The organism is Methylosinus sp. LW4, from assembly GCF_000379125.1.
In the GTDB taxonomy this organism is placed as follows: Bacteria; Pseudomonadota; Alphaproteobacteria; order Rhizobiales; family Beijerinckiaceae; genus Methylosinus.
Genome location: NZ_KB900626.1, coordinates 422,793 through 445,354, shown reverse-complemented (window position 1 = coordinate 445,354; position 22,562 = coordinate 422,793). Strand labels below are relative to the sequence as shown.

The 22,562-nt window shown below is 62.2% G+C and carries 26 protein-coding genes; 3 read left to right on the top strand and 23 right to left on the bottom strand.

Translation table 11 applies throughout. The features are described from left to right. Positions 1-680: 680 nt before the first annotated feature. The 10 genes from METLW4_RS0102220 to METLW4_RS23670 form a co-directional block, all read right to left on the bottom strand. Positions 681-1,841 (bottom strand): hypothetical protein, encoded by a 1,161-nt coding sequence (locus METLW4_RS0102220; protein WP_018264575.1) that lies wholly within the window; start codon positions 1,839-1,841, stop codon positions 681-683. Then, positions 1,838-2,935: a flagellar motor protein MotB gene (locus tag METLW4_RS0102215; RefSeq protein ID WP_018264574.1), complete on the bottom strand. Its 1,098-nt coding sequence runs from the start codon at positions 2,933-2,935 to the stop codon at positions 1,838-1,840. The genes METLW4_RS0102220 and METLW4_RS0102215 overlap by 4 nt, the downstream gene beginning before the upstream one ends. Next, on the bottom strand, positions 2,932-3,582 hold the full coding sequence (locus METLW4_RS0102210) for a hypothetical protein (RefSeq protein ID WP_018264573.1): 651 nt from the start codon (positions 3,580-3,582) through the stop codon (positions 2,932-2,934). The genes METLW4_RS0102215 and METLW4_RS0102210 overlap by 4 nt, the downstream gene beginning before the upstream one ends. Beyond that, positions 3,582-5,231, bottom strand: a complete 1,650-nt coding sequence (gene fliF / locus METLW4_RS0102205; protein ID WP_018264572.1) for a flagellar basal-body MS-ring/collar protein FliF — start codon at positions 5,229-5,231, stop codon at positions 3,582-3,584. The genes METLW4_RS0102210 and fliF overlap by 1 nt, the downstream gene beginning before the upstream one ends. 142 nt (positions 5,232-5,373) lie before the next feature. Continuing rightward, positions 5,374-6,285, bottom strand: coding sequence for a flagellin N-terminal helical domain-containing protein (locus METLW4_RS0102200; RefSeq protein WP_026191184.1), 912 nt, complete (start codon positions 6,283-6,285; stop codon positions 5,374-5,376). A gap of 333 nt (positions 6,286-6,618) precedes the next feature. Next, entirely contained in the window at positions 6,619-7,530 is a 912-nt protein-coding gene (locus METLW4_RS0102195; RefSeq protein ID WP_018264570.1) for a flagellin N-terminal helical domain-containing protein, read from the bottom strand. 260 nt (positions 7,531-7,790) lie between these two features. Further along, complete coding sequence (gene fliP, locus METLW4_RS0102190) at positions 7,791-8,525, bottom strand: flagellar type III secretion system pore protein FliP (RefSeq protein ID WP_018264569.1); 735 nt, start codon at positions 8,523-8,525, stop codon at positions 7,791-7,793. Then, on the bottom strand, positions 8,522-9,109 hold the full coding sequence (locus METLW4_RS0102185; RefSeq protein ID WP_018264568.1) for a flagellar basal body-associated FliL family protein: 588 nt from the start codon (positions 9,107-9,109) through the stop codon (positions 8,522-8,524). The genes fliP and METLW4_RS0102185 overlap by 4 nt, the downstream gene beginning before the upstream one ends. A gap of 19 nt (positions 9,110-9,128) precedes the next feature. Further along, the gene (locus tag METLW4_RS0102180; protein WP_018264567.1) at positions 9,129-9,854 is read right to left on the bottom strand and encodes a flagellar basal body L-ring protein FlgH; all 726 of its coding nucleotides are present in this window, start codon (positions 9,852-9,854) and stop codon (positions 9,129-9,131) included. Then, the gene (locus tag METLW4_RS23670) at positions 9,851-10,402 is read right to left on the bottom strand and encodes a MotE family protein (protein WP_018264566.1); all 552 of its coding nucleotides are present in this window, start codon (positions 10,400-10,402) and stop codon (positions 9,851-9,853) included. The genes METLW4_RS0102180 and METLW4_RS23670 overlap by 4 nt, the downstream gene beginning before the upstream one ends. A gap of 241 nt (positions 10,403-10,643) precedes the next feature. On the opposite strand from METLW4_RS23670, the gene METLW4_RS0102170 reads away from it, so the two are divergent. After that, complete coding sequence (locus tag METLW4_RS0102170) at positions 10,644-11,312, top strand: response regulator transcription factor (protein ID WP_024879095.1); 669 nt, start codon at positions 10,644-10,646, stop codon at positions 11,310-11,312. Positions 11,313-11,384: 72 nt separating this feature from the next. Here the strand turns inward: METLW4_RS0102170 and METLW4_RS0102165 are convergent, their stop codons facing one another. The 13 genes from METLW4_RS0102165 to METLW4_RS0102105 form a co-directional block, all read right to left on the bottom strand. Further along, positions 11,385-11,852 carry a hypothetical protein gene (locus METLW4_RS0102165; protein ID WP_026191183.1) on the bottom strand — a complete coding sequence of 156 codons (468 nt, stop codon included), beginning with the start codon at positions 11,850-11,852 and terminating at the stop codon, positions 11,385-11,387. A 16-nt stretch (positions 11,853-11,868) separates the two neighbouring features. Beyond that, positions 11,869-12,252: a hypothetical protein gene (locus METLW4_RS0102160; protein ID WP_026191182.1), complete on the bottom strand. Its 384-nt coding sequence runs from the start codon at positions 12,250-12,252 to the stop codon at positions 11,869-11,871. A gap of 85 nt (positions 12,253-12,337) precedes the next feature. Beyond that, positions 12,338-12,805: a rod-binding protein gene (locus METLW4_RS0102155; RefSeq protein ID WP_018264562.1), complete on the bottom strand. Its 468-nt coding sequence runs from the start codon at positions 12,803-12,805 to the stop codon at positions 12,338-12,340. A 43-nt stretch (positions 12,806-12,848) separates the two neighbouring features. Next, complete coding sequence (locus tag METLW4_RS0102150) at positions 12,849-13,241, bottom strand: hypothetical protein (protein ID WP_157234790.1); 393 nt, start codon at positions 13,239-13,241, stop codon at positions 12,849-12,851. Between the two features lie 5 nt (positions 13,242-13,246). Further along, positions 13,247-13,999, bottom strand: coding sequence for a flagellar biosynthetic protein FliR (locus METLW4_RS0102145; protein WP_018264560.1), 753 nt, complete (start codon positions 13,997-13,999; stop codon positions 13,247-13,249). Further along, entirely contained in the window at positions 13,996-16,080 is a 2,085-nt protein-coding gene (gene flhA / locus METLW4_RS0102140) for a flagellar biosynthesis protein FlhA (protein ID WP_018264559.1), read from the bottom strand. The genes METLW4_RS0102145 and flhA overlap by 4 nt, the downstream gene beginning before the upstream one ends. Before the next feature lie 46 nt (positions 16,081-16,126). After that, on the bottom strand, positions 16,127-16,393 hold the full coding sequence (gene fliQ / locus METLW4_RS0102135) for a flagellar biosynthesis protein FliQ (protein WP_018264558.1): 267 nt from the start codon (positions 16,391-16,393) through the stop codon (positions 16,127-16,129). Next, on the bottom strand, positions 16,390-16,815 hold the full coding sequence (flgD, locus tag METLW4_RS0102130) for a flagellar hook assembly protein FlgD (RefSeq protein WP_026191181.1): 426 nt from the start codon (positions 16,813-16,815) through the stop codon (positions 16,390-16,392). The genes fliQ and flgD overlap by 4 nt, the downstream gene beginning before the upstream one ends. A 13-nt stretch (positions 16,816-16,828) precedes the next feature. Next, positions 16,829-17,239, bottom strand: a complete 411-nt coding sequence (gene flbT, locus METLW4_RS0102125) for a flagellar biosynthesis repressor FlbT (protein ID WP_018264556.1) — start codon at positions 17,237-17,239, stop codon at positions 16,829-16,831. Between the two features lie 7 nt (positions 17,240-17,246). After that, positions 17,247-17,594: a flagellar biosynthesis regulator FlaF gene (gene flaF, locus METLW4_RS0102120; RefSeq protein WP_018264555.1), complete on the bottom strand. Its 348-nt coding sequence runs from the start codon at positions 17,592-17,594 to the stop codon at positions 17,247-17,249. 27 nt (positions 17,595-17,621) lie between these two features. Next, positions 17,622-18,671, bottom strand: coding sequence for a flagellar hook-associated family protein (locus METLW4_RS0102115; RefSeq protein WP_018264554.1), 1,050 nt, complete (start codon positions 18,669-18,671; stop codon positions 17,622-17,624). Between the two features lie 15 nt (positions 18,672-18,686). Then, entirely contained in the window at positions 18,687-20,174 is a 1,488-nt protein-coding gene (gene flgK / locus METLW4_RS0102110; RefSeq protein WP_018264553.1) for a flagellar hook-associated protein FlgK, read from the bottom strand. 26 nt (positions 20,175-20,200) lie between these two features. Then, a complete protein-coding gene (locus METLW4_RS0102105) occupies positions 20,201-21,439 on the bottom strand; it encodes a flagellar hook protein FlgE (RefSeq protein WP_026191180.1) in 1,239 nt (412 codons plus the stop codon). Positions 21,440-21,634: 195 nt separating this feature from the next. Here METLW4_RS0102105 and METLW4_RS26200 point away from each other — a divergent pair, with 195 nt between their 5' ends. Then, the gene (locus METLW4_RS26200; protein ID WP_020493701.1) at positions 21,635-22,096 is read left to right on the top strand and encodes a hypothetical protein; all 462 of its coding nucleotides are present in this window, start codon (positions 21,635-21,637) and stop codon (positions 22,094-22,096) included. Positions 22,097-22,177: 81 nt separating this feature from the next. Next, positions 22,178-22,438: a hypothetical protein gene (locus tag METLW4_RS0102095; RefSeq protein WP_018264550.1), complete on the top strand. Its 261-nt coding sequence runs from the start codon at positions 22,178-22,180 to the stop codon at positions 22,436-22,438. The last annotated feature ends 124 nt before the right edge of the window (positions 22,439-22,562 follow it).

Below are 22,562 nucleotides of genomic sequence, written 5' to 3'. Positions count from 1 at the left end.
TTGCATCGCGGAAGCCGCCGACTGCGAGACGCTATCGGATCGCCTGCTGGATGCGCCAATCGGCGACGCAATCGTCGACGCCTCGCCGGATGAGCCGACGCGCGGCTCTGCGGCCTGATCGCTTTTGTCCGGCTGCGGCGACGAGGGCGCCGGATCGGAGGTCGAAGCCTCCGTCGGCGCGTCGGAACCAGCGCTCGCCGCGATGGCCTTGTCGGACCCGATCGTACGTGGTCGCGGCGAAATCGCGGGAGCCGAGAGCGAGCGCGGAATCTCGTTCGCACTGCGTTCGGCTTGCGACGCGCTCGCTTCGTCGCGCGTCGGCGCCGACGCATCGTCGGTGGAGACGGCGCCGGCCGGCGACGAGGCCGATTGCGCATCGGCGGCGGGTCGCCAGCTCATGTCGAAGGCCGGGATCGCGACGAAAGTCTGCATCGGCGCCGGCGCATTGCTCGTCGCCTCGGTGGCCGGAGCTTCCGCGGCGTCAGCCGTCCTATGATCTGTCGTCGCTTCCGAGACGGGGACGCGCGAGGAAGCGGCGCTTCGATCGTCGAGATCGGAGAGCAGCGAAGCGAATTGATCTGCGTCCGTCGCCTCGGACTCGCGCTGCCCGGACGAAGCCGCATCGGCCGATCGGCCAAAAACACGCGTGGCGTGAAGATTGGGAAAGAGAGCGTCGAGCGTCATCTGCGTGTCGCCCGCTGCAATAGCGCGTCGGCGTCGCTCAAAGCCTGCTGCGCCGTGCGCTCGACCATCGAATCGGGACGCGGCTCCTCTTGCGCCGGCGGCGTCGCCGCAGCGGAAGAGACGCCGTCCGTGACGCCCTGAAGACGGCTGATCGCAGCGGTCACGATATTGCGAACCTCGACATCGGCCGAAGGGAGAATTCTCGGGTCGATTTTCTGAAACTCCGCTTCCGCCGTCTCGAACTCGCCGGCGAGCCCGGCGATCGCGGCGCGATACAGCTCCACGCGCGCGCGCGCCGCAGGCGTGTCGGCGAGCGGACCCGCATATTGCGTCTCGGTGGTCGCGAGAGCGACCCGGCCACTCAAAATCGCTTGCCGCGCGACTCCCATATGAGTCTCGAAGCGCAATCCTGGCGAAGCGCTTTTCAGCAGACCGCGAAATTCGCTCAAGCGCGAATTATCGCCATTGGCCGACACGCGCAGCGTCGCAGCGCGCATTTCGTCCCAATAATTACGCGAGAAGGGCGATTTGGCGTATTGCGCGCCATAGCGACGGCCGAGCACGAGAAATTTGGTGGAATCCTGCATCACATCGACGATCGACATCTCGCGTCGCAGCGCGGCCTCCTCGACGAGAGAGCTCGGCATCAGCAGACGCGCGAGATCGAACAGCTCGCGCGCCTTCGCTTTATCGGAGCCGATCAGCAGCCCGCCTTGGATCAAGGCGAGATGCGCGGCGAGCGTGTCCGTCTGCGCGCGCGCATCGATCGGGGTCAGCAGCTTCGCTGCCTCTTCATTGCGTCCTTCCGCATAGGCGACAGCGCCGGCGACGAGTGGCGCGTCCGCATCGGGGATGAGATGCGCGTCGAGAATCTTTCGGATCGAGCGCGAGGGTCCGCCGCAGAACAGAAAGATCGCTGCGGCGACGGAATTGCTCTTTTGCTTCCAATCATCCGCCTCGAGCGACGCGACGACCTGCTCTATGCGCTCGATCTGCGCGGGAATGGCGCCTCTCGCGCCAGCGGCGCCCTGCACCATCGAGCCTTGCAGAGTGTTGAGCGCGCGCACCTGCTCGGTGAGCTCGCCGGCGCCGGCGCAACAGGTCGGACCAAAGACCAGCCCGGCAGCGAGAATGACGGCGCGCACGGTTATCTTCAACGCTCGCTCCTGCGCAGCAAAATTTCGATGCGGCGATTGACCGCCGCGAGCGGCTCTTTGGGAGTCTTCGGCCGGCGATCGGCATAGCCGGCGATTTTCACCACGCGCTTCTCGGGAAACCCGCCCCGCACGAGCATGTAATAGGCCATGTTGGCGCGATCGGACGAGAGGCGCCAATTGTCATAAGTGGCCGATTTGTACGATCGCCCGTCCGTGTGTCCGCGCAGCTCGATCTCGCCGCTCTGCTTGGCGAGAAGCTGGCCGATTTGGCCGATGATGCGAACCGCCTGCGGCCGCGGCTCGACGGAGCCCACGGCGAACATCGAGAAATTGACGTCATCGGTCAGGCTGATGAGCAATCCCTCGGATGTCTCCGCAACCTCGACATGCGGCGCGGCGCGCAGAGCCGCGAGCTCCGCTTTGACGACCTTCTCCACCGCGGCCTTCACGCTCGCGGCCGAAGCCTCGCCCTTCTTGTCTTCGGCAGGCGCCGAAGCCACTCCGCGCGGAGGCTGTGCCGGAGACTTGCTCTGCGGCGTCGACGGCGCAGGCTTCGCGCGCGGACCTTCCAACGGCTCGGCCGTCGTCGATTTGTCGGGCGAGCCGCTGTCCTCGATACGCTCGTCCACATAGCCGACGCCATGGGCGCTGCGATCGAAGGGATCGCCGAAGGACGAGGGTTGCGCCGACTTTTTGTCGATCTCGTCGAGAGTCGACATCGGATCATAGAGGAGCGCGGCTTCGTGCTGCGGGCTCTCCTTCTCCGCAGAAGCCGGCGGCGCCGAAGCCGGCGCGCCCTTGTCCGGCGCGGTGCTGGATTGCTGGCTCTTGCCCTGCCCCGCTTCGGCCGGATCACGCAGCCCCTTATGCGCGGGATTCGAGTCGATGAGCTGAACAGGATTGAAATATTGAACGATCGCCGCCTTGGTCTCCTTCGATGTGGAATTGATGAGCCACATCACCAGGAAGAAGGCCATCATAGCCGTCATGAAGTCGGCGAAGGCGAGCTTCCAGACGCCGCCGTGATGCCCCTCCTCCTCATCGCCATGCTTCTTGCGGATGAAGATGATCTCGCTTTCTTCGTGGTCGCTCATGCGGCGTCATCCCCTTCGCGCAGCTGCGCCATCCATTCGCCGAGCCGTGTCTCGATCGTCGTGGCGTCGAGACGCGCGCGCACGTCGACCCCGCCGACTTCCTCTATCTTGGTGGAGATGTCCTCGCCATTCAGCTTGGCGCAGATCGCCTCGAGCAGATCCACCGGCCCGCTGAGGTGAATCACCGGATTTTCGCGATCGGCGATGAGGATGCGCAAAGTGTCCATGAGAGCGACGAGCATCTTCTCTCTGATCTCGCGCACCACGAATGGCTCGAGAATGCGCTCGACATCTTCGCCGATGCGCGCGGAGTAGCGGCCGAGCGAGTCGCGAAATTCACGACCGAGCCGCTCGCCTTCCTCGCGCGACCAGCGGCGCCGCTCCTCCTCCAACCGCTGCGCGACGACGGCGCGCTCGCGCGCGATCGTCTCGTCGCATTCGGCCTTGGCGGCGGCGCGTCCCTCGGCGAGCAATTGCTCGCGCAGCTCATCGGTGAGAACGGGTCGGATGTCCTCCGGCTCGGGCTCTGGAATGTCGATCGCCGGCTCGGGCTCGTCGAATTCGGGCGCGAGCGGCGGCGGCTCGGGCGCGAGAATTTTCGGCGGCTCGTCGAAGCAAGGGAGATAGAAGGCGACCGAGCGCGCCATCAAACGCGACCTTCCGCATACATCCATTGCTTCAGAATTGCGACCGCCTGCATCTCATCGGCCTCGATCAGCCGCTCGAGCCGCTTCTGCTGGGTGAATGTCTCCTGATCGGCGATATCCTCGATCAGTCCCGTATCGACCGCCGCCGCCATTGTGAACTCTGGCGCCTCGAGCGGCGTGAAGGGTAGCTCTATGCCGCCATCGAGATCGAGCATGGGCGAGTCGTTTTCGGCGAGCGCCACGCTCGGCGTTTCCGCGAGCAGCGCGCGCGTCGCGGGACGCAAGCCGAAGATGACGAGCATCACAGTGACGGCGATCAGCGCCAGCGCATTGATGACGGAGCCGAGCTGATGGGTGAGCGCGTCGGCCCAGCCGGGCGCCTCGACCGGCCCCATGTCGTTCTCATTCGGCATGAACTCGACGGCCGAGACTTTTACCGTGTCGCCACGCTCCTTATGCAGGCCGGCGGCCGTCGAGACCAATTGCTCGATCTCCTTGATCTGCCGCTCGACGGCTTCCGGCTTCGGCGCATCCTTGCCGGGGCCGCCGAGGCTGGCGCGATTGACCAGCACGGCGATAGAGATGTTCTCGACCGTGTAGCCGCCGCTGACCGTGGTGATCGTCTTGGACGAGAGCTCGAAATTGGTGAGCTCCTCATTCTTCTTGTTCTCGTCGTTGGACTGCTTGCCCTCGGATGCGGCCTGCTTATTGTCCTGCGGGATGTTGCGATCCGCGCCGGCGGAGCCGGTGGTGCTGTTGTTCTGCGACGTCGAATTCTCCTTGACGACGCGCACCGATCTCTCAACCCGCGACTCGGGATCGAAGATCGTCTCATTGGTCTGCTTGCGATCGGTGTTGATGCGCGTTCGCACGCTCACCTGGAAATTCGACAAGCGCAGATAGGGCGTGAGTGTGCGACGGATATTGTCTTGAATATCCTTGGCGACAGTGCGCTCGAGGGTGAGCGTCTTGCCCGGCACGGCGTCGCTCTCATCGCCTTCGGAGGTGGTGAGCAGCATGCCGTCGGTGTTGAGCACCGTGACCTGATCGACCGTCATGCCGGGAATGGAGGCGGCGACGAGATGCCGGATCGCATGCGCGGCTTTGGAGTCGTCGGGACTCTCCGTGCGAATGACGACGGAGGCGGAGGGCGGCTGCTTGGCGCGGCGGAACGAGCCCTCGTCGGCGAGCACGATATGCACGCGCGCCGCCTTCACGCCACGAATCAGCTGAATCGTTCGCGCGAGCTCGCCTTCCAACGCGCGTATGCGCGTCACCTCCTGCATGAAGGAGGTGAGGCCGAGCGAGCCGACCTTGTCGAACAGCTCGTAGCCGGCGTTGGCGCTCTGAGGCAGGCCTCGCTCGGCGAGCATCATGCGCGCTTGAGCGGTCTGGCCGTAATGGACCGAGACGGCGTTGCCTTCCGGGTTGATATCGAATGGAATTCCACTCGATTTCAAGGCGGCGCCGATGCGGCTCACATCCTCTCGATCGAGGCCGGCGTAGAGCACCTCGAAATTCGGACGTGATAGATAATAGGCCCCGACCCCGGTCACCGCCAGGACGAGGACAAAGATCATGGCGAGGGCGGCGAGCTTGCGGGGACCAAGTCCGAGCAGATTGTCTCGCAGCTGAATAAGGCGATCCATCGGGGGCGTTTCATCGGGTTGACGCGATGCGATGTCCCAATGTGCCGTCGGTGGCTTGCGCGAACTTTGCCGATCGTCTCGGCTCAGAGGAGGAAGGGTCTCGCCGTCTGCGGCGAGACCCTTCCTCGGATCCTCGAAATCGTCACTGGAACAGCTTGAGGATGATCTGGCTGTTCTGATTGGCGATCGACAGGGACTGCACGCCGAGCTGCTGCTGGGTCTGCAGAGCCTGCAGGCGCGTCGAGGCCTCGTTCATATCGGCGTCGACCAGCGAGCTGACGCCATTGGTGAGCGCCTCGTTCAAGGTCTTGACGAAGGCGGCCTGGCCCGTGACCGTCGTCTGCGTCGCGCCGATCTGCGCGGCATATTTGGTGAGATCGGAGATCGCCTTGTCGGCGTTGGTCAGCGAATCGGTGATGACCGAGCTCGAAGCGACATCCGTCGCGGACAGATTGGTGAAATCGGTCGCGGCGGTCGCGCCGGTTCCCTGCGCGGCTTCCAAAATGCCCGAGCCGGCCGCGACCGCAGGCGAAGCGCCGCCGCCGCCGATCAGCGCGGTCGCCGTGAGATTGATCGTGTTGAGCGCCGAAGCGGTCGAGCCGCCGCCATCCGTGTAAGAAGCGATGAAGGCGAAGGAAGACTGCGAGCCGTCGAGAATGTTGAGGCCGTTGAAGCTCGCCGAGGCGACAATGCTCTTCAGCTGATTGCTGAGGCCGGTCAGGCTCGTGCCGATCTTCGCCGTATCGGCGCCGGGCTGCGCCGCCTGCGCGACCGCCGACTTGATGTTGTTCAGCACCGAGATCGCATTGGTGACGGCGGTCTGGGCGATATTGAGAAGCGATGAGCTCACCGTCATCGAATCGCCGATCGTCGACAGCACGCCCTGATCGGACTTCATCGTCTCGGCGATCGACCAGGTGGAGGCGTTGTCGGTGGCGCTCGAAATCTTCAGACCCGTCGAAACTTCCTTCTGCGTGTTCGCAAGCGCCTGCTGCGTCGCACGCAACGACTGAAGTGCCGTGATAGCCGAGGGGTTAGTGAGAATGCTGGACATGACTCATCGATCCCTTTTGGGGTGAAACTAGTGACGAATGGCATCCCGGAATTTCACCGGCTCGACGGAAACGGCATCATGCCTTTGGGCTCGGGAGCCCTATCCGAAGCAGTCATCGGCGGAGCGCCACATCGCGGGAGCCAATCCACTCGACGACCCGTCGAAACCGTTGCGGTCTCGACGGTTACAGCACAGCCTGCACGGTGGTTAACCTAACTAGATAACCTTAACAAAGGTCTAAGCGGGCAAAAGCGCCGACGCTGGCGCGAGACAAAAAAAGCCGCGCCCCGAAGGGCGCGGCTTCCAGCCGGAGATAAGGAGGAAGGCGGCGTATTACTGGAACAGGCGCAGGATGATCTGGCTGTTCTGATTGGCGATCGACAGCGACTGAACGCCGAGCTGCTGCTGCGTCTGCAGAGCCTGCAAGCGGGTCGAAGCTTGGTTCATGTCGGCGTCGACCAGAGAGCTGACGCCCTGCGTCAGACCGTCGTTCAGTGTCTTGATGAAGGCGGCCTGACCGGTCACGCTCGTCTGCGCGGCGCCGATCTGCGCGGCGTATTTCGTCAAATCCGCGATCGACTTGTCGGCGTTCGACAGAGTGTCGGCGATGTTCGAGGAGGAGGAAACGTTGGTCTGCGACAGGTTGGTGAAGTCCGTCGCCGAGGTCGCGCCGGTGGCCTGAGCCGCCTCCAATATGCCGCTGCCGGCCGCGACCGCGGGAGAAGTGCCGCCGCCGCCGATCAGCGCGGTCGCGGTGAGATTGATGGTGTTCAGCGAAGAGGCCGTGCCGCCGTTTCCGTCGCTGTAGGAAGCGATGGAGTTGAAGTTGCTCCGCGAGCCGTCGAGCAGATTCAAGCCGTTGAAATTCGCGGAGGTCACGATGCTCTTGAGCTGATCGCTGAGGCCCGTGAGGCTCGTGCCGATCTTCGCCAGATCCGCGCCCGGCTGGGAAGCCTGCGCCACCGCGGATTTGATGTTGTTGATGACCGAAATGGCGTTGGTCACCGCCACATTGGCGACGTTGAGCACCGAGGAGCTGACCGACAGCGAGTCGCTGATCGTCGAGAGGACGCCCTGGTCGGACTTCATCGTTTCGGCGATCGACCAGGTGGAGGCGTTGTCGGCCGCCGACGAGATTTTCAGGCCCGTCGAAATCTCTTTCTGGGTCGAGGCGAGAGAGGACTGGACCGTGCGCAGCGACTGCAGAGCGGTGATGGCGGAGGCGTTGGTCAAAATGCTGGACATGACTCGTCGATCCTTGGATGAGGTGAACGCGACATCCCGGAAATTCACCGGCTCGACGGAAGCGGCATCATGCCTTGGGCGCCCGGCCCTATCCGAAGAACTCTGTCGACGGCGCGCCCGCGGTTTCGCACGGCGGCGCTCGACAATCGGATATTACACGCAGGGAGGAGGATCGCCACAAAACGCGGAGAATGCGATTAATGAAGGGCTAACAGGGATTTGGAGCCGCGCTGCGCGGCCGGCGCTCCCTGGGGCGCGCCTCAGCCATAGGAGCGGATGAGGCTGCCGACGAGGAGATTCCACCCGTCGATGAGAATGAAGAACAGCACTTTGATCGGCAAGGAGATGGCCGTCGGGGGCAGCATCATCATGCCCATCGACATTGTGATCACCGCGACCACCATGTCGATGACGAGAAAGGGCAGCACGATGAGAAAGCCGATCTCGAAGCCGCGGCGAAGCTCGGAGATCATGAAGGCGGGCGCGAGAACCTGGAGACCGATCTTCTCATAGTCTCCGGTCGTCCCTTTGTCCTTGGTCAAATTCTCGAACAGCTTGATGTCCTTGTCGCGCACATTGGCGATCATGAACTTGCGGAATGGCTGCGAGATTTTCTCGAACGCCTCCACCTCGGTGATCTTATTGTCCATCAATGGCTTCAGCCCGTCCTTCCAGGCCGTGTCGAAAGTCGGCGCCATCACATAGAAGGTCATGAACAGCGCGAGGCTGATGAGCACGAGATTGGCCGGCGTGCTCTGCAGCCCCAAGCCGCTGCGCAAAAAAGACAGCGCGATGGCGAAGCGGGTGAAGCTCGTCACCATGATGAGCAGGCCGGGCGCGATGGAGAGCACCGTCAGCAGAACGAGGATCTGCACGATCCTGCCGCTGGCCGCGCCGCCTCCTGCAGGCAGCAGAGCATTGAGATCGAACCCCTGCGCCAGAGCGGCGGTCGGCGCGAGGAGGAAGAGAAGAAGGATCGCGGCGGCGCGCTTCATTGAACGACCAGGGCTTGAATGATGACCTCCTGAATATGTCCTTCGGACCGTGTCGCCGCCCGATCGGTCAGATCTTCGTGCAGGCGCCGCAGTCCGTCCGAGCCTTCGAGCGAGGCGAGCGTCATCGTCCGCAGAAAGGCGACGATGTCCGCCGTCACTTGCGAGATCAATATGTCCGGCTGCGGCACGGCTTGGGAGTCGTAGACGATCGACGCCTGCAGACGCACCCATCCGGTCTCCGGCGAGGCCAGATTGGTGACGATCGGCGTGAGCTCCTTGAGCTTCATCTTCGCCTGCGGCGCATCCTTCGCGCCTTCGGCAGGCGCAGCGGCGCCATGTCCGCCATGACCTTGCGCGCCATGTCCCTTATCCGCAGGCTCCGCGCTTTTTTTCGGCGCCGCGCTCTCGGCCGGGACGGGCTCGCCAGGCTTGGCGGCCGTGGATGGATCGCCGGTCAGCGTGAAGCCGAGGAAGCCCCCGCCTCCGGCGCCGAGAACCGTCGCGACGATGAGCGCGAGCGCCAGCTGGCCGGAGGAAGACGAATGCGTTTCGGCGGCGGTGGTTATGCCAGGCGGCGCGGCCACGATCCTTCCCCTTCCTGTCTCAGAACGGCGCGAATATGTCGTAGGCCTGCTGGCCCCATGCGGGCTGCTGCACCTCCGTCAATCGCCCACGCCCGCCATAGGAGACGCGCGCCTCGGCGATTTTGTCGTAGGAGATCATATTGTCCTTGCCGATGTCGCGCGGCCGCGCGATGCCGGCGATGGTCAGCACGCGCAGCTCGTAATTCACGCGGATCTCCTGCGATCCGCGCAGCATGAGATTGCCGTTGGGCAGAACCGCGGTGACGACGGCGGCGATCGAAAGCCTTATCTGCTCCGAGCGATTGATCGACCCCTGCCCCTGCGTCGAGCTGCTCGACTGCAAATCATTATTGACCGTGCCGGTCCATTTGCGTTCCGGCGGAGCCGATGACGCGCCGGCGAGGAAATCGAACAGGAAGGACCAGGTCGTCTTGACCTTGGAGTCGCGCGAGCGATCGGTCGAATTACCGAGCACCGCCTTGTCGTCCATAGAAATGTTGACGGTGACGACATCGCCGACCGTCATCGCGCGAACGTCGCGATAGAGATTGACCCTGTTCTCGTCGAGCCGCATCTGCGGCCCGAGGGCCGGCGGGCGCACCGAGCCGGTCGGCAGCTGATCGTCATAGGCGGAAAATCCGCTGCCCACGGGACTCATATGCGGCTCGCGCCCGATGTCGCGCGGGTCTGCGGCGCATCCAGCGAGCGCCAGCGCCGAGCCGATCGCTATGGCGAGACGCTTCATTGCTTCTTCCCGCCGCCGACGAGGCTCGACAGAGCGGCCACCTTCTTGGTCAGCACGACGGCGCGGGAGGCCTCCATCTCATTGAGAATCGCGCTGGACTGCTTGGGCTGCAGCCGCATGAGCATGGCCGCCGCCATGTCCTCCTCCATATTCGCGAATTGCGCGGCGGCGGCTTCCGGCCGCATGCGTCCATAGATAGAGACCAGCCGCTCGTCCGTCTGCTTCAGCAGCGTGTCGTAGCGGTCGAGCACATCCTGCAGCTCCGCGCGCTTGGCTTCGAGCTCGGCGGTGCGCTTGGCGATTCGCTGCTCTATGTCGAGCAGCTCCTTCTCCTGCCGCGCATTGCGAGCGGCGCCGGCCGCGGCCGCTATGTCCGAGCAATATTGCCGCGCGTCGGGGGGCGGCGGCGCGGCGCGCGCCTCTCGCGTCCGCGGCGGCTCCTCCTTGGCGACAGGCTCCGCCTTCTTCTGCTCCGCCCCGACAGCAAAGGCGCATGAGACGAACGCCGCCGCGGCGACGAGCGGGAGCGCCTTTCGCAAATTTGACATTGGATCTGGCCCGGGATCTGGCTCGACGCCTATCTTCGACAGACATCAGGCTGACCGATCCGCCTTGCGTGTGGCTTGCACGCGTCGCGCCACGCCGCGGGCGCGGCGCGCAAGGCTGATTAAGAAAGCATTACTTTATATGGTTACTATTTCGTTGACGCCGCGGAATCGATGCGGCTAAGTAGTCCATATAATGATTCGCGCAGATTGCCAGGGCGAGACAGATGTCAAGGGGACGGCAATGTTCATAATCGTCGATGAGCGTGAACTGGTGACGAGTGGGTATGCGCGCCACTTCGGCCAGGAGGGAATCTCCTCGGCGGGGTTCTGTTCCGGGCAGTTCATCGATTGGGTCGACTCCGCGGTCGAGACCGACATGCTCGCGGTGGAGGCCTTTCTGATCGGGGAGTGCCCGGAGCGCGAGGAGCTGCCGAAGCTCATTCGCAAACGATCTCAGGCGCCCGTCATCGCGATGAACGAGGCGCCGTCGCTCGAGCAGACGCTCGGCCTGTTCACGGCCGGCGTCGACGATGTCGTGCGCAAGCCGATTCACGTGAAAGAGATTCTCGCGCGCGTCTACGCCATTCGCCGCCGCGCCGAGACGCGTCGCGACCATGCGGTGGTCGGGCCTATGCAGGTGTTCTTCGACGGGCGCGATCCGCTGGTGCGCGGAGAGCCCTTCAACCTGCCGCGGCGCGAGCGCAGGATTCTCGAATATTTCGTGATGAATCGCGGTCGCCGTCTGACCAAGTCGCAAATCTTCAACGCGGTCTATGGTCTCTTCGACGATGTGGTCGAGGAGAATGTCGTCGAGAGCCATGTGAGCAAGCTGCGCAAGAAGCTGCGCGCGCGCCTCGGCTATGACCCGATCGATTCGCAACGCTTCCTCGGCTATATGATGGTCGGCTGAAACAGCGTTGCAAGCTTCGATAAATGAGAGAAAAAAGGCGCAGGCCGGCGTTTCGCCGGCCGGCCTTTTTTTTCAGTGCGGGATGTCGTCTTTCGGGACAAAAGCGAAGCTCTTGACCAATGTCTCGCGCACGAGCTCGCCGCCGAGCCGCTGATTGATGCTCTTGGTGAGCTCCTTCGTCAGCGAATTGAGATCGTATTTTTCAATTCGCCGAAAATCGAGATTATTGTCCGCATAGAGCCGACGAAACGCCTCGTCCATCACATAGCTGTCGGCGTCGACCGACGCGCCGCCGCCGCCGTGCCCGCCCTTGTTCGACGCCTCGACGACATAAGCGAACTCCGCCGAAACATAGCCCTTGAGCGTCCCTTCCGAAATGATCGGAACGGTGATCGGCTTGACCTTCTTCACCTCGAGCTTTTCCGCATGCCGCGCGGCCTCGCCCGGCGCGCCGCGATGCGACTTCCAATAGGACGCGCCGAAAGTCGAGCCGAGCGTCACCACGCAGGCCCATATCCCGATCAAAACCATGCGCATCATCGATGGGGCTCCAAAATCAGCGTTCCACCGACGCTCTCGTGGAATAGGTTCCGTCGGATTCCGCCAGCTCGATCGTGCAGATCATGATTCCGGCGATTTCCCGCATCGCGCGAAGGCGCCGTTCCAGCAGCTTTCCATTTTCGACGAGCGTTTCGCGCAGCAGCTCGATCTTGGCTTCGATCGCCGGCGAACGAGGCGCCGCATAGGCTCTCGAGGCGCGCGAAAACTCCAGCAGCGCGTGCGTCTTGCGTGCGTTGAAATCCTCGAAGTCGACATTGGCGCGTGATCGTAATGCTTCGGTCTCGCGCTCGATCAACCGCGTCAATCGATCGACGCAGCCGACGAACGCCGCACGCCGCGCCTCCTGAGCATGATCGCTCCGCAACGGCGCTCCACTCATTCTCTCATCGCTATATCGATGCGCAGCCATGTCCCATATCCATTCGAACCGAGTCCAATCACAGTCGCCGAGAGAGTCGGCGGCCTCATGATGTCTTTGTGCGCTCGCCGCTCGAAGCCAAATTGTGATCGAGCAGCTTGCGCAGCCCGAGACCGCCCGCCTTCGCGATCTGATCGCCGATCTGCTCGGCGATCATCGAGCGCCATACATCGCCCGCGGTCCCATGACCGAAATAGCCGTTTTCCGATTTCGGCAGCATCGCCTCCAGCGACGACTGAATAACGAAGGCCTCGAACTTCTGCGTCGCCTCGCCAGGCCGAATCGTCGCCCGCGTCGCCGCCGCTGTCTCATCCCGAACCATCGGCGCAGCGACGAACGGCTCGACCGATTTCGACGCCTTGCCATTGTCCGCGACAATGGCCGCGAACCCATCGACATTGCTCGGCGTGGCGTTAGAGACGTCGCTGAGGCGCGTGACTGCGGCATTGCGACGAGCAGGATCTGCGGCTCTGGCGACTTCCGTGACGAGATCGGTAGCGGGAAAAATCGACATCGGTCTCCAATCCTTCGACTACGACTTTTCTACACGCGCAGACTTACGGCGCGCTGAAGTCGCGCGGCGTCGCGTAATGCTCGATCACCTCGCGCAACGCCTCGAGCTCCATCGCTTTGTCGCGCTCCATTTCGGCGTCGGCGACGAGCCGCTCCGCCTGCTTGACGCGCGTGGCCTGCTCCAAGGTCACATTCGTCTGCCGATCGACCTCCGTGCGAAGCTCCTGCTGCTGACGAATATTGGCCTTCAGCCTTTGCAGCACCACTTCTGGAAAGAGGGTGATCAAATTGCGATTGCCGTCGAGGCATTCGACGATCCGCGTCTCTTCTTCCTTCAGCTCGCGCGCCCTGCGCTCGAGCCGAGACAGGCGTCCCACCTCTATGCGATGCAATTGCTCATGAACTGCGAGAATCCGCCGCTGATTTTTCCAATTCATCGCCATTATCCCGACAAGAGCCAAGCGCCGAACGCTGAGGCGAAAGCCGTGAAGAAATCATCCGCCATCACATAGAACCAATAGATGCCGAGCCCGATCAGCAGCGGCGTCGAAACGAAATAAACAGGCACCGACGGCGTCATGCGATTGAGAAAGCCGAAGGCCAGATTGACGATGAAGCCGAACAAAAGAAACGGACTGCTGATGCGCAGCGCGAGCAAAAACGACTGCGACAGCACATTCGAATATTCCCGCAACAAGCCATCCGCCGGCATTCCGTCCCTCACGGGAATAGCGGAATAGGAGGCGAAGAGGCCACGTATCATCTCCCAATGCTGATCCATCACAAAAATCAGCGTCGTGGCGCCGAGCATGATGAAGGAGCTCATCGCCGGCAGCGTCTCGCTTTCCTCGATCGCCGCTCCCAAAATATTTCCGAGCCCGGTCGTCATCGCGGCCGCCGTCGTCATCGTCTCCAGCGCGAAGAAGAAGAGCCTCGCCATCGAACCGATCAGCACGCCGATGACGAGCTCCCCGAGGACGACGAAGAGAACGCCGCCCGGCGTGGCGTTCGCCACCACAGGCGTGACGACGTCGGCGAGCGCGGGCGCCAATGCGACCGTCAAGCCGATCGCGATGAACAGCCTCGCGCGCACAGGCACCCTTTGGCTCGCGAAGCCCGGTATCGTCACGATGCAGCCGCCGATCCTGCAGAACAGCACGAAGAGCGTCGTGACGACGCTCGTCAGCCCCGTCACGAAATCGTCCCGAGCGATTTGATCTCGACGCCGCGCGCGATCTCGAGATGCGATAGAATAGGAAGCGCCGAAAAGAGACGGCCGACGATCATCTTCACATAAGGCCGCGCTTCCGGCGTCGTCACCACCGCGAATATGTCTCCGCGCTCTATACGTTCGCGAATTGCAACCCCCGCCTCCTGGCCGAATTGCTCGATGAGCGACGGATCGGCGTTGAACTCCACGATCTCGCCTTTGGCGTCACGCCGCAGGCTCTCATGGAAGAACAGATCCCAACGCGCGCCGAGACGCAGCACGCCGAGCGTGCCATTCACCGCTATCTCGCCGCAAATCTGCGGCGCGAGGCGCGTACGCACATGCTCGACGATCGGCTCTGCGCGCCGTGCATAGGGAACCACCTCGCTGACCGCCTCGAGAATTAGATCGAGATTGCGGATCGAGACACGTTCTGCGAGCAGCAGCTTGAGCACGGAATGCAGGCCGGAGTTCGAGATGAGATTGGGCACCATCTCCTCGATCAGCTTGCGGTATTCCGGCTCGAGACGATCGAGCAGCATGCGCGCGTCACGATAGGACAAGAGCTGCGAGAGATTGTTGCGCAGCACTTCCGAAAGATGCGTCAGCAGCACCGAGATCGGATCGACAGGCTCGAACCCTTCGCGACGCGCCTCGGCGACGAGCGCATCGGGGATCCAGAAGGATTTGAGACCGAACGCGGGATCGACGGTCTCATCGCCCGGCAAATCCGGCTGGCGTCCCTGCCCGACGATGATGAGATGCTGGCCGAGCTGCAATTCCTGCGTGGTAACGACGGTCCCATGAATCTTGATCTGATAGCTCTTCTGCTTCAGCGCGAGATCATCGGTGAGCTTGATCTCGGGAATCACGAATCCGTATTGGCGAGCAAAATTGCGACGCATCTTGCCGACGCGATGCGCGAGCTCGTCCTGCGACATCAGCAGGCGGGCGGACAGCTGCTTGCCGAGACAGAGCTCGACCCCGGGCGTCTTCAAATATTCGCGGATAGAATCCTTCGCCTCCGCCTGCGCGCGCCTATCGTCCTCGGCCTTCTTCGCCTGCTCGCTGGCGCGGAGCTTCGCCGCCTGCTTCGGCATGGAATAGGCGACGAACGCCATCGCGCCGCCGAGCATCATGAAGGGTGTGAGCGGAAGCCCCGGCATCATCGCGAGCACGAACAGCAGCGACGAGGCGACATAGAGCGCCTTCGGATAATTGCCGAGCTGACGAACGATGTTCTGCTCGGTCGATCCGCGCGTGCCGCCCTTGGACACGAGCAGACCTGCCGCCAGCGAGACGATGAGCGCCGGGATTTGCGAGACGAGACCTTCGCCGACCGAAAGCTTGGTGAACACATCGGCGGCGTTCGACAAAGGCATGCCGTGACGCGTGACGCCGATGACGATGCCGCCGAAAATATTGACCGCGAGAATGACCAGGCCAGCGATCGCGTCGCCGCGCACGAATTTCGACGCGCCATCCATGGAGCCGAAGAAGGAGCTCTCCTCTTCCAGCTCACGGCGCCGCAGCTGCGCTTGCTTCTCGTCGATCAGCCCCGCCGAAAGATCGGCGTCGATCGCCATTTGCTTGCCGGGAATCGAATCGAGCGTGAAACGCGCGCCGACCTCGGCAATACGAGTCGCGCCCTTGGTGATAACCAAAAAATTAACCGTTACGATGATAGCAAAGACCGTCAGGCCGATAACGAAGTCGCCGCTCATCACCAATTTGGAAAAGCCGGCGATGATATATCCTGCCGCCGCGGTTCCCTCCGCGCCATGTCCGAGAATGAGGCGGGTCGTCGCTATGTTGAGCGAGAGACGCAATATCGTCGCGACGAGGAGAATCGTCGGAAAGGCGGAGAATTCGAGCGGCTTCTGGATCCAGAGCGACACCATCAATATCAGCACGGCGAGCGCAATGGAGAATGCGAGACCGATGTCGATGAGGAATGGCGGGATCGGCAGGAAGAAAATGCAGAGGATGAAGATGATCGCCAGAGCGAATCCGACGTCCTTCGCGCGTCCCTCGGATGCGCCCCCTGCCAATGCGACGTCGGTCATGTTTCGCTCCTAGCGGCGCCCCGCGACGTCGCGGGCGCTGCCGCCTTCAGAATCCCTTCTCGATACGCGAATACGCATAATCGGTGAACGCTTGAATCTGCGCGCCGACGAATGGCGCGGAGAGACCGAGCGCAACGAAGATCACGATGATCTTCGGCACGAAGGTCAAGGTCATTTCCTGGACCTGCGTGAGGGCCTGAAGCAGCGCGATCACGATGCCGACCGCCATTGCGGCGCCGACGACCGGGCTTGAGACGATGAGCACGGTGAAGATAGCGCGCTGCATGATTTCGAGCGCGTCGGCCTCGTTCATCCGCTCACCGTGACGCCCGACCCGAGCGAAATGGTCGAACCATCGGTCAGCGTCGCAGTTACGCCAGAGCTCGATGTCGACACCGAGGAGACGACGCCCGAGGTGGAGCCGTCGGAAGACGACACTGTCTTGCCGATGAAAGAGCTGGCCTGCGTGAGCAGATTGGAGTTCAAGATCGAGGTCAGCGTCGTGTTTGTCTTGACCGCCTGCTCGACCGACGAAAACGACGCGAGCTGAGAAACCGTCTCGGTCGGATCCATCGGCTTGGTGGGATCCTGATACTTCATCTCTGTGACGAGAAGAGTGAGAAACTGATCGTAGCCCAGCGTCTGCGTCGAGCTGCTAGAAGACGACGACGAGCTCGAGCTCGTGCTCGACGTCGCGGTCGCATTGGTGACGGAGGTCGTCGAGGTCACAGTCACTGTATCGCCCTCCTCAGGCTGCTTTGCCGCTGTCCTGCGCCGCGCTCGGCGCCAATATCTCGGACTCGAATGGGAACAGCGTGCGGATCGTCTTCAACGCGTCGAACATGCGCTTGTCCTCCACATATTTCGCGGCGAGCGCCAGCCCGTTGAGGATTCGCGGATCGGGAAAAGCGGCGGTGAGCGAAGCGAGCATGCTGCGGCACATGTCTAACGCCGCCGCAGTGTCGTTCGGCGACATCAGCATCAGCTGCACGACGAAGTAGAGCTGTCGCAATGGCGAGGTCGCATCCTTCGCCTGCATGACATGATTTTCGAGCAGGAAGGTCACGTCATTGAGCAGCTCGATGCAGACTTTTCGGTCGGCGCGAATCACTGCGCCGTTGAGATAGAGCTTTTCGCCCCGCCGTAACGAAATATTCATGCCGCCCTCAGCTCAGCCCATCGGCGATCATCTGATTGATTTCGATGACGCCGTCGAAATTGTCCGACCTGCCGCAGTCGATCGCCTCGAGCTCGCGAAGAATCCATAGGCCGATCGAGATGAGCGATGCGCGCAAAGCCTCGGGAAGCGCGTTTCCATCGCTGCCGAGATCCTCGATGAACACGGTCCAGATGCGGCGCATGTTCGCTGTCGCCTCGAAAGACTCGCTGCTCCGCACACCTTTGACCTTGGCGACCGCGAGCAGCCGGATCGCCCGCTCGAGCAGGGCGCGCTCTCGGCCACGCGCCACGGCGGGGGAGTCTTCGACCGTCTGAGCATAGACATTACGATACATGCGGTTCTCTTCGGGTCATTCGTGCGCTCAGATATATTTCGACAGCGTGAGCTGCTGAATCTTTCCGGTCAACGTGTACGACGTCTCGAGCTGAGTGGTCAGATTGTTCAGCCGCGTCGACGCCTCATATGGGTCGACGTTTTCGAGAGAGCCGATCTGCGTCGTGATCATGTCGCGTTGCGCAGAAAGCGAGTCGTTCGCATCCGAGACTCCCTTCTGCATCACGCCGACTGTCGCTCGCAGGCTGGTCAACCCAGAGATAGCGTCGGACATTGTCGCCGATGCAGTCTTGAGAATCTGTTGATATGCGGAGCTGCTCAGAGAATCGACGCCGAGATCGGCGACCATAGTATAGGCCTGAGCGAGCTGGCGCAGAGCTGTCGCGTTGGCGGACACAGAGGTCTCCGATGTCTGCGACAAGGAGATTCTGTTCGTCGCCGTCTCATTCGTCGCGCTCGACCAATTGCTGCTCCATCCCGACGAAGAGAACAGATCGGCGAATGACCCCGAGAGAAAGGTCTGCATCTGCTGATCGGTGATCGCGCTCGCCCCAGAGTCTCCCTGCGCGATTCCGAAGGCGCCGAAGAAGGCCTGATCGACGGACTGCTTGGCGGTGGACGTCGGAGTGGAGAAATAATCCGCGAGCGGCGCGACGCCGGTGTTGACGCCGCCGAATATCTGCACGCCGTCGACGCTGGTGTCGAGCGCGGAGATCAGCGACTTCAGGCCAGTCTCCGCATAGCCCTTTATGGCGCCGGGATCGCTGCCGGCGCCAGATTGCGCGCTCACCAGCGTCTGCAAAAAACTCTGGGCAGTGCTGGCGATCGAGCCGAGGGCCGTATCCGTCGCGCTGAGGCGCGTCGTGATCACATTATTGCTCGCGGTCAGGGCCGCGAGGTCATCGGCGTGAAAGCCGTAGGAATAGTCCTGCTGTATCGCCGAGCCGAGACCAAGGCCGATATCCGCGAGGCGTCCAGTCGAGACTTCCGATTGAGTCTTCGAGAGCTGCGTCTGAACGTCGAGAACGGACCGTCGCAACGCGTTGGTGAGCGATTGGGTCGAAGTGATCGAGACCATTTGTCCGTCCGTTCGTCAGACCGCCTGAAAGAGCGCGGTATACATGGCGTCTATCGCCGAGATGAGCTTCGCCGACGCTTGATAGGAATTTTCCAGATCGAGCATTTTCGACATTTGCTCGTCGAGATTGACGCCGGTCGCATTGGAGAGCGCGTCGGTCGTCTGCGACAGCAGCGTCGACTGATAGGATTCGGTGTCCTTCGCCTGCTGGCGCTGCGCCTCGAACCATCCGAGGGAGGAGGTCGCATAATCCTGGAGAGACAGGCTGGAGCCGAGACCAGAGGAAGGATCGAAGCTCTGCGTTGTCGAGAAGGATGCGACGAGCTGATTTATGCGATCCGTGTAGCCCGCGGCGCCGGTGGTGTTGTAGAGATAGGCGGCGTTGGTCGGATCGGAAATGCCGCCGTCGCGCAGCCTGTCGAGATTGCCGCCCTGGCTCGGATCGGCATTCGGATTGACGATGATCTGGCCCGCGAGGCCCGGCACGACGCTCGCGCTCGGCACGGACGTCGCGCCAGAGTAGGTGAACAGCCCCGGCGCCGTGGTTCCGAATCCAGATTGATCGCTCTCTGCGAAAGCGGCGATCAGCCCGCGCGCAGTTTCGTCGACCTGGCTTTGATATTGCGGCGCGACGACGTCGCGAAGCTGCGTGAGGCCTTGCAGCTTGCCGGATTGAATCGCCATCGACGCGGATGCGCCCGTCACAGGCACGCCATCGACATAGACAGCATTGCCAGTCGTCGAGGCCGTGTAGGCGCCGGTCGGCTGAAACGTCACCGATCGCGCCGTCGTCTCGAAGAGCGTCGCGCCGCCGTCAGCGTAGATCACCATATCATTATTGGCGCGCGTGACCGTGGTGACGCCGATTTCGGACGACAGCGACTTGAGAAGAGATTCGCGCTGGTCGAGCGCGGAAGAGACGTCTCGCCCGGCTTGCGTGCCTGCGACGACGTCGGCGTTGACCTGCTGAAACTGCGACAGGATCGAGTTGATATTGGCCACTGAGGACGCGATCTCGCCGTCGGCCTGCGTGCGCAATTGCTGCACGGTCGAATCCGCAGTGTTGAGCGCCTGCGCCACCGCCTTGGCGCTCGAGAGCACGTTTTGCGCGACGGTCGTGCTCGAGGGCGAGGCGCTATAGCTCTGCAATGCGCTCTTCAGCGCCGAGAGCAGAGACGCCGGAGACCGATTCGTGGTTGTGTCGGACGCCGTGCCGGAGGAGAGCCCGAGCGCTTGATCGATCTGATCGAAGCCGGAAGACAACGCCGCGGCCGAGGCCTGCGTCGCCGTCGCCTGCAGAGAGTTTTGAACGAGAGCGGCGTTGGTGGCGCGCGCGACGCCATCGATCTGCACGCCGCCATTGGAGGTCGTGGAAACCAGAGCGGTCTTGGTCGCATAGCCGGAGACATTCACTCCGGCTATGTTGCGTGACACGACATTTATTTGCGCGGCGATCGTTCCGAGCGATTGATTGGCGATCGCTCCGGCATTCGTGAGTGACATGGCGACCGCCTATCTTTTTATATCGCTTATTTCAGATTGTTCAGCACTTGCATCACTTCCGAAGCGACCTGGAAAACCTGGCTGTTCGCAGTGAAGGAGCGCTGCGCGACGATCATGTTCGACAATTGGGTCGCGAGATCGACAGTGGAGCCCTCGAGCTGATCGGATGCGATCGAGCCCATGCTTCCCGAATTGGCGTCGCCGAGATAGGCCGCGCCGGATTCCTTGGTGACGGCGAATGTGTTGCCGGAGAGCGCCTGCAGATTGCTCGGGCTCGCGACGGTGCCGAGCGGAATCTTATAGGCGGACACCGACTTGCCGTTGCCGAGCACATAGCTGAGCGTGCCATCCTTGGCGATGCTGACGCTGCTGACTTGCGAGGCGGCGTTGCCGTTGATCGTCGGATTGGAGACCGAGAAGGAAGATCCGAGCTGGGTCAGCCCGCTGAGATCGAGCGCGAGCGTGGAGCCATTCGGCACGTCGATCGAAGCGCTCGAGCCGCTGGTGATGCTTCCATCGGTGGAGGAGAAGGTGAGCGACTGAGTGGTGATCGGCCCGGACGAATAGGGGAATCCGCCGCTCGTCGCGTCTGCGGCGTTGTAGACCGACATTTCCCAAGTATTGGAGGACGTCTTCGAGAAGTAGACGTCCAGCGCCACCGCATTGCCGAGATTGTCATAGGCGGTGACGGAGGTCTTATCCGTGTAGGTCGACGTCGATGCGTTCGCGGAAGGCAGATCGGCGGCGGCGATCGTCGAGGCGGTGGAGGGAAGATTGGCGGTCAACGAGCCCGTCGTCGAAGCCGTGCCGATCTCCTTGCCATAGGGAATGGTGACGGCGGTGAGTCCAGAGGGATCCGTCGGCGCCGAGGCGGCCGATGAGCTGTAGCCCATGAGATAATAGCCGGCGGTATTGACGAGCCGACCTTGCGAGTCGGGAAGGAAAGAGCCCGCGCGCGTCAGGTAGCTGTTTCCGGTGCTGTCGCTGACGACAAAAAACCCATCGCCCTGAATGGCGAGATCGGTCGCCGACGTCGTGCTGAGCGTGGTGCCGGATTTGGTGACTTCGATGACATTGCTGGCGCTGACGCCGCCGTCGGCGTCATTGCCGCCTTGAAAGCTCGTCAGCATCGTCTGGAATTGAGTGGTCGCCTCTTTATAGCCGACTGTATTCGAGTTCGAGATGTTCTCCGCGACCGCGCTGAGCGCCGTGGTCTGCGCCGACATGCCCATAACCGACGTGTTGAAAAGCGCGCTCGCCGTCATCTGTCATTCCTTCATATCCGTGAGACGCCGGGATTAGAAGTCTCGAGGCTTGCGTGAGGCTGTCGGCTGCGCGCGAGTGAAGCTTTCGGTGAAAACGGTTAACCTTGAAATAATATCGCGCTCCTATCTTTCATGCGCCGACGGAGATCTCGACGTCTCGAGATGTTCGGCGCGACTGACAGAGGGGCGTTGGAGTTGACGAGACGAGATGCGATCAAGCCGCTTTTGAATGGCATGAAAGCGCGGGACATGGGCGCGGGCGCATGGCTTCGCTCGGTCACGTCGCGCGTGCTCCCGCGCGAGGGCGTTGTCACTTATTCGGTCGTCGTGGAAGAGCCGCCGTCCTTCATCGAGCGTCGCCGGGAGGCGCGGCGTCCGGTGCATTTGCAATCCGGCAAGATTCTCGACGGCGATGAACGCTTTTTGACGGAATTTCTCTATCGAAACCGAACGGGCGGCGGCATTCGGCTGCGCCTCGCCCAGCGCGTGCCGCTGCCCCGCTCCATCATTCTCTATGACGATCAGTTGGGCGCGCTGCTCTCGGCCAATGTGATATGGCAAAATGGCGTCGACGCCGGCTGCCGGATGAAGGGCCGCTGGCCGCACAATGAGAAATTGCTGCTGCGAATGAGCGGCCCGTACTATTCACTTCAATGAGTAGCGCAGGGACGGCGTAAGGCTCGCACCAGATTTGATTACTAATTTCTTAACGACCCGCCGTTCCTGGGAGACTCCACAATGCACCCGATCAATGAATTGAAGCAGCTTCGCGAGCAGATGATCGAACAGCTCACACAGATTCCCGAGTATCAGGCGTTGAAAGCCATGGAACGGTTCATCGGCGAGCTGTCGAGCATTTATGACAGCTCCAATGGTCAAGCGAGCGAGCCGGCGATGCACAAGCCCTCGGTCGCCGCGCTGGACGCTCGTCACAAGAGCGACATTGCGAGCGCTTCGCCGCGCGTCACGCCTTATATTCCCGCGCATCGCGTGGCCTGATCCATCGGTGGAGCGATGCGCCGAATTTTCGGCGCAGCGGCGTGTCCATTGTCTCGAATCATGGCGCCCGCCTGCGGCGGACGCCCTCTATTGCCCGCTAATGAAGATTTAACTGCCCATCGCT

Excerpts from the sequence above, each read along its gene's own strand:
- flbT (WP_018264556.1), bottom strand. The coding sequence starts at position 17,239 with ATGAATATTTCGTTACGGCGGGGCGAAAAGCTCTATCTCAACGGCGCA.
- METLW4_RS0102180 (WP_018264567.1), bottom strand. The coding sequence starts at position 9,854 with ATGAAGCGTCTCGCCATAGCGATCGGCTCGGCGCTGGCGCTCGCTGGA.
- flgK (WP_018264553.1), bottom strand. The coding sequence starts at position 20,174 with ATGTCACTCACGAATGCCGGAGCGATCGCCAATCAATCGCTCGGAACG.
- METLW4_RS0102195 (WP_018264570.1), bottom strand. The coding sequence starts at position 7,530 with ATGTCCAGCATTTTGACCAACGCCTCCGCCATCACCGCTCTGCAGTCG.
- flhA (WP_018264559.1), bottom strand. The coding sequence starts at position 16,080 with ATGACCGACGTCGCATTGGCAGGGGGCGCATCCGAGGGACGCGCGAAG.
- METLW4_RS0102170 (WP_024879095.1), top strand. The coding sequence starts at position 10,644 with ATGTTCATAATCGTCGATGAGCGTGAACTGGTGACGAGTGGGTATGCG.
- METLW4_RS0102115 (WP_018264554.1), bottom strand. The coding sequence starts at position 18,671 with ATGGTCTCGATCACTTCGACCCAATCGCTCACCAACGCGTTGCGACGG.
- METLW4_RS0102160 (WP_026191182.1), bottom strand. The coding sequence starts at position 12,252 with ATGAGTGGAGCGCCGTTGCGGAGCGATCATGCTCAGGAGGCGCGGCGT.
- METLW4_RS0102155 (WP_018264562.1), bottom strand. The coding sequence starts at position 12,805 with ATGTCGATTTTTCCCGCTACCGATCTCGTCACGGAAGTCGCCAGAGCC.
- METLW4_RS0102210 (WP_018264573.1), bottom strand. The coding sequence starts at position 3,582 with ATGGCGCGCTCGGTCGCCTTCTATCTCCCTTGCTTCGACGAGCCGCCG.
- METLW4_RS0102095 (WP_018264550.1), top strand. The coding sequence starts at position 22,178 with ATGCACCCGATCAATGAATTGAAGCAGCTTCGCGAGCAGATGATCGAA.
- METLW4_RS23670 (WP_018264566.1), bottom strand. The coding sequence starts at position 10,402 with ATGTCAAATTTGCGAAAGGCGCTCCCGCTCGTCGCCGCGGCGGCGTTC.
- METLW4_RS0102105 (WP_026191180.1), bottom strand. The coding sequence starts at position 21,439 with ATGACGGCGAGCGCGCTTTTCAACACGTCGGTTATGGGCATGTCGGCG.
- METLW4_RS0102200 (WP_026191184.1), bottom strand. The coding sequence starts at position 6,285 with ATGTCCAGCATTCTCACTAACCCCTCGGCTATCACGGCACTTCAGTCG.
- fliP (WP_018264569.1), bottom strand. The coding sequence starts at position 8,525 with ATGAAGCGCGCCGCCGCGATCCTTCTTCTCTTCCTCCTCGCGCCGACC.
- METLW4_RS0102215 (WP_018264574.1), bottom strand. The coding sequence starts at position 2,935 with ATGAGCGACCACGAAGAAAGCGAGATCATCTTCATCCGCAAGAAGCAT.
- METLW4_RS0102165 (WP_026191183.1), bottom strand. The coding sequence starts at position 11,852 with ATGATGCGCATGGTTTTGATCGGGATATGGGCCTGCGTGGTGACGCTC.
- fliF (WP_018264572.1), bottom strand. The coding sequence starts at position 5,231 with ATGGATCGCCTTATTCAGCTGCGAGACAATCTGCTCGGACTTGGTCCC.
- fliQ (WP_018264558.1), bottom strand. The coding sequence starts at position 16,393 with ATGAACGAGGCCGACGCGCTCGAAATCATGCAGCGCGCTATCTTCACC.
- flaF (WP_018264555.1), bottom strand. The coding sequence starts at position 17,594 with ATGTATCGTAATGTCTATGCTCAGACGGTCGAAGACTCCCCCGCCGTG.
- METLW4_RS0102150 (WP_157234790.1), bottom strand. The coding sequence starts at position 13,241 with ATGAATTGGAAAAATCAGCGGCGGATTCTCGCAGTTCATGAGCAATTG.